The sequence below is a fragment of the Actinacidiphila oryziradicis genome (genome assembly GCF_005047355.1).
GTDB classification, from domain to species: domain Bacteria; phylum Actinomycetota; class Actinomycetes; order Streptomycetales; family Streptomycetaceae; genus Actinacidiphila; species Actinacidiphila oryziradicis.
In genome coordinates this window covers 1-3,163 of record NZ_SUMC01000270.1, presented here as the reverse complement: position 1 = coordinate 3,163, position 3,163 = coordinate 1, and the positions used below count along the sequence as shown (strand labels likewise).

Annotated in this window: 7 protein-coding genes and 1 pseudogene; 6 read left to right on the top strand and 2 right to left on the bottom strand. The window is 69.8% G+C overall.

Annotated features, from left to right (window positions below; translation table 11 throughout):
- Positions 1-272 (bottom strand): annotated as a pseudogene (locus FCI23_RS54970) (hypothetical protein); the annotation flags it as partial.
- 149 nt (positions 273-421) lie between these two features.
- Between FCI23_RS54970 and FCI23_RS54965 the strand changes: the two are divergent.
- On the top strand, positions 422-670 hold the full coding sequence (locus FCI23_RS54965; RefSeq protein ID WP_211265905.1) for a hypothetical protein: 249 nt from the start codon (positions 422-424) through the stop codon (positions 668-670).
- 337 nt (positions 671-1,007) lie between these two features.
- Here the strand turns inward: FCI23_RS54965 and FCI23_RS54960 are convergent, their stop codons facing one another.
- Positions 1,008-1,241: a hypothetical protein gene (locus FCI23_RS54960; RefSeq protein ID WP_136731663.1), complete on the bottom strand. Its 234-nt coding sequence runs from the start codon at positions 1,239-1,241 to the stop codon at positions 1,008-1,010.
- A gap of 369 nt (positions 1,242-1,610) precedes the next feature.
- Between FCI23_RS54960 and FCI23_RS57985 the strand changes: the two genes are divergently transcribed.
- The 5 genes from FCI23_RS57985 to FCI23_RS59060 all read left to right on the top strand — a co-directional run bounded on the left by FCI23_RS57985 (position 1,611) and on the right by FCI23_RS59060 (position 3,148).
- The gene (locus tag FCI23_RS57985; protein WP_169317480.1) at positions 1,611-1,748 is read left to right on the top strand and encodes a hypothetical protein; all 138 of its coding nucleotides are present in this window, start codon (positions 1,611-1,613) and stop codon (positions 1,746-1,748) included.
- A 148-nt stretch (positions 1,749-1,896) separates the two neighbouring features.
- Entirely contained in the window at positions 1,897-2,214 is a 318-nt protein-coding gene (locus tag FCI23_RS54955) for a hypothetical protein (protein ID WP_211265904.1), read from the top strand.
- A gap of 365 nt (positions 2,215-2,579) precedes the next feature.
- Complete coding sequence (locus FCI23_RS54945) at positions 2,580-2,840, top strand: PRC-barrel domain containing protein (RefSeq protein ID WP_136731661.1); 261 nt, start codon at positions 2,580-2,582, stop codon at positions 2,838-2,840.
- Positions 2,841-2,866: 26 nt separating this feature from the next.
- The gene (locus tag FCI23_RS59065) at positions 2,867-3,025 is read left to right on the top strand and encodes a hypothetical protein (RefSeq protein WP_169317411.1); all 159 of its coding nucleotides are present in this window, start codon (positions 2,867-2,869) and stop codon (positions 3,023-3,025) included.
- Complete coding sequence (locus FCI23_RS59060) at positions 3,026-3,148, top strand: helix-turn-helix domain-containing protein (RefSeq protein ID WP_211265903.1); 123 nt, start codon at positions 3,026-3,028, stop codon at positions 3,146-3,148.
- The last annotated feature ends 15 nt before the right edge of the window (positions 3,149-3,163 follow it).

Below are 3,163 nucleotides of genomic sequence, written 5' to 3'. Positions count from 1 at the left end.
AGGGGCAGCCGGGCAACCCGGATGGCCTGCCCGGCGAGGTGACGAGCCCCCTCAAGGGCATCCTGCAGCAGACCGTGGGGCCGCAACTGGTTCATGTGTTCGTCGATGCTGCTGACGTGGTCCTCGGCGTCGGCGACGTGGTGCTCCAGGATCCGCCGGTAGCTCCCGGCGGGGGTGACGGCTATGTGCGCCTGGAACTTCTCGATGACCGCAGCTTGGGCGTCGCGGGCGTCATGCAACGCCGGGATGACCAATTCCGTGGTGGTTGTCATCGGGTACTCCTCCTGAATGATCTGGTGAGGGCGAAGTGGCGGCGGGCCCGGCCGGGGAAGGTCCGCGGCGTTTGGCAAGCGCCTCGCGGGGCCTTGCGGTGGTTGTCCGGGCGGGGTAACTCAAGGGGACGGCTGGGCGTTAGGTGTGCATGACGACGATGACGGCACGATGGGTGCGGGTCGCATGGCACGGCGGCGAAACGGTCCCGCGCCCGGTGGACGCTCCGATTTTCGAAGCGCTGGCGCGCCGGTGGGCGACCGCGGGGCGGCTCGTGCCCGGCCAGGACGACCGGGAGTGGGCGACTCTGGCCGGGCACTGCCCGTGGCCCGACCGCTACGACCAGGGTGATGCCGGCCGTCCCCCTCCCGGCCCACGCCACGCTGCCCCGGCCGGCTGAGCACCTGGCAGCGGCGACCGCCCACCGGCGCTGATGTTGCCGGACCGGCCGGTAGCGATGGGGCCCCCGCCGCTCGTAGTCGGCCTCGTCGGTGCATGCCAGCGGGAGGACCCCGCAGTCGGTGAGGATCTGCCAGTGAGTGGGCGTAGGACCTTGCGATGTCCAGGCGCAGTCCGAGGTGGCGGGGCGTGATGGCGGCGTGCTTGCGTGAGGAGCCCTGGCTGTGGCACCACGCCGAATCACGGACCGACCAGCCCGCCAGGCACCGGCTGGGCAATCCGAACTGGCTGAGAGGCGGAGCCGTCCCCCGCGCTGGCTGGCCATCCTCAGGCGCGTGTCAGCCGCCGAGCCGGGTGCGCAGCAGCTGCTTGCCCATTTCGGCGCCCTTGCGGCTGTCGGCTTGTGCTTTGCGGAACAGTTCCGTGAGTTCGGTGTCGTTCTCGCGTTCCGCGTCCTGGATGTAGGTTTCGATGCGCAGAGCGTTGCTCAGGCACGCCTCGACGTACCAGATCAGGTTGTAGTCCTTGTCCTTCGTGCCGGTGACCTCGCCGGTTCCGGTGCTGGTGGCCATGGCGATCCCTCCTGCGTGTGTGGGGTAGCCGGGCAAGAACGGTGCGGGCAGCTGTGGAGGCGCACGCCGGTGTCAGCTGTCATCGCCGGTGGCGGCAGCCTCGCTCTGGCAGTGGTGATGTGGGTATTCCAGGATCTGGCGGGCCACCGCGGTAGGCGGTCTGCAGCCAGGCGTGGACCTGGTCGGGGGTCATGGTGGTGTCGCAGCCGGGCCACGGCTGGTTGCCGACGACCGCTCGATGGCGTGCAGGGCCCCCGGGCCGGTTGGCGTGGGCGCCGAGCATGGAAGCGGGTGTACCAGCCCCGGATGATTCAACTACGGTGCCAGCCCGCAAGATGCGTCTGCTTCCAGTGCAACACCGACACCCGAATGGCGCATCCGGGCCGCGAGCACGCGGTCGCCACTTTGTCGGGCCCGGGCAGCGCACTGGGTGCGGGCAGCGGTGAACTGGTCCGGCCACAGCCCGTACAGCTCATCGAGGACCGTCTGCTCTGCGAGGGCGGCTGACCTGTCCGGCATGCCACCGGGCACCGTGCGCTCGTCCGGACGGCTCGTGGCAGCTGCGGTCGGCCGGGCATCAGTGGGATGGTCCGCCGCCGCGCGCCGGAGGCGAGGGTGACGCTGCTGTCGGCGTTGCTGGTGGAGCGGGAGCGAGGTGACGGACTGCCTGGTCGACCTGCTGATTGCCACGGTGCACCGGATCAGGGCCCGGGCCGAACAGAAGGTGACCAACGAGCTGATCAACGCCTTCAAGCGGGTCTCGGGCAAGGAGAACCTCCTGTTCCAGATCGCCGAGGCGTCCCTGGCCAAGCCGGACCACGAGGTCCGGCAGGTGGTGTTCCCGGCGGTGCCCGGAGGCGAGCAGACGCTGCGGGAGCTGGTGCACGAGTACAAGACGAAGGGTCCCGTCTACCGGCGCACGTGCAGACCACCCTTCGGGCGTCCTACACCAACCACTACCGCGAGGGACTGATCGAGCTGTTGTCCGTGCTGGACTTCCGCTCCAACAACACCGGCCACCGGCCCGTCATCGACGCGCTGGCGCTGGTCGCCCGGTATGCGAAGGCCGGGAACACCACCTACTACCCGCTCGGGAGGCGATGCCCGGGCACCGCGGCACCGCGGCACCGCGGGGCCAGCGGGCGTGGCCTCCTACAACGGCGCCACCGAACTCGAACGCGGCCTCGACATCCTCCTGGCCGGACTGACCACCGCCCGGCGTGTGTGCCCGGGTGTCGCCGCGCAAGGCGCAGACTGGAAGTGCACAGGTCACAGCGGTAGACAGCCAGGCGATCGAGGGCTTGTCTCAGGTCGCCGGCACGGTGGATGGGAGATGCGGTGATCGAGGCAGCGGATCTGCGGGAGTGGCGCACCCACGACGTGGTCGACCCCACCCGGCACCGCCTGGTCTTCGTCCCCCTGGACGGCGTGATCGTGGGACCCGGCTACGTCAAGATCAACTACGCCACGTCGCTGGTGAAGAACTGCCCTCCGACCGGCACCGACGACGTGCTCCCCGCCACCAGTGAGGAAGCGGTCTTCCAGCACTACGGCCTGCCCTATCAACCCGGCGGCGAGCGGCAGCTCGCCCGCCGCTGACCACCCTGTCCCAAGGAGGTACCACCATGGTCCTGTTCCTGCTTGTGGTCATCGTCGCGATCGTGCTGGGCATCATCGGCGCCGTCGCCAAGGGACTGCTCTACCTGCTCGTCATCGGCGCCGTGCTCCTCGTGGCCGACCTGGTCCTGGTCGGCGTGCGCTGGTCCAGGCGCACGGGGCGGTGAGTGCCGCTTCCGCGAGCGGACTCCGGTGACTACACCGTCCAGCAGATCGCCGAGGAGTTCGGCGTCACCCGCCCCCCAATCTACCGCCACCTCGGCAAGCGCACCGCCCCGGCTACACCGTAGCGAGGCATCCGGGAC

What these genes read in the sequence shown, in the direction of transcription:
- FCI23_RS54965 (WP_211265905.1), top strand. Translation starts at nt 422, where the DNA reads ATGACGACGATGACGGCACGATGGGTGCGGGTCGCATGGCACGGCGGC.
- FCI23_RS54960 (WP_136731663.1), bottom strand. Translation starts at nt 1,241, where the DNA reads ATGGCCACCAGCACCGGAACCGGCGAGGTCACCGGCACGAAGGACAAG.
- FCI23_RS57985 (WP_169317480.1), top strand. Translation starts at nt 1,611, where the DNA reads ATGGCGCATCCGGGCCGCGAGCACGCGGTCGCCACTTTGTCGGGCCCG.
- FCI23_RS59065 (WP_169317411.1), top strand. Translation starts at nt 2,867, where the DNA reads ATGGTCCTGTTCCTGCTTGTGGTCATCGTCGCGATCGTGCTGGGCATC.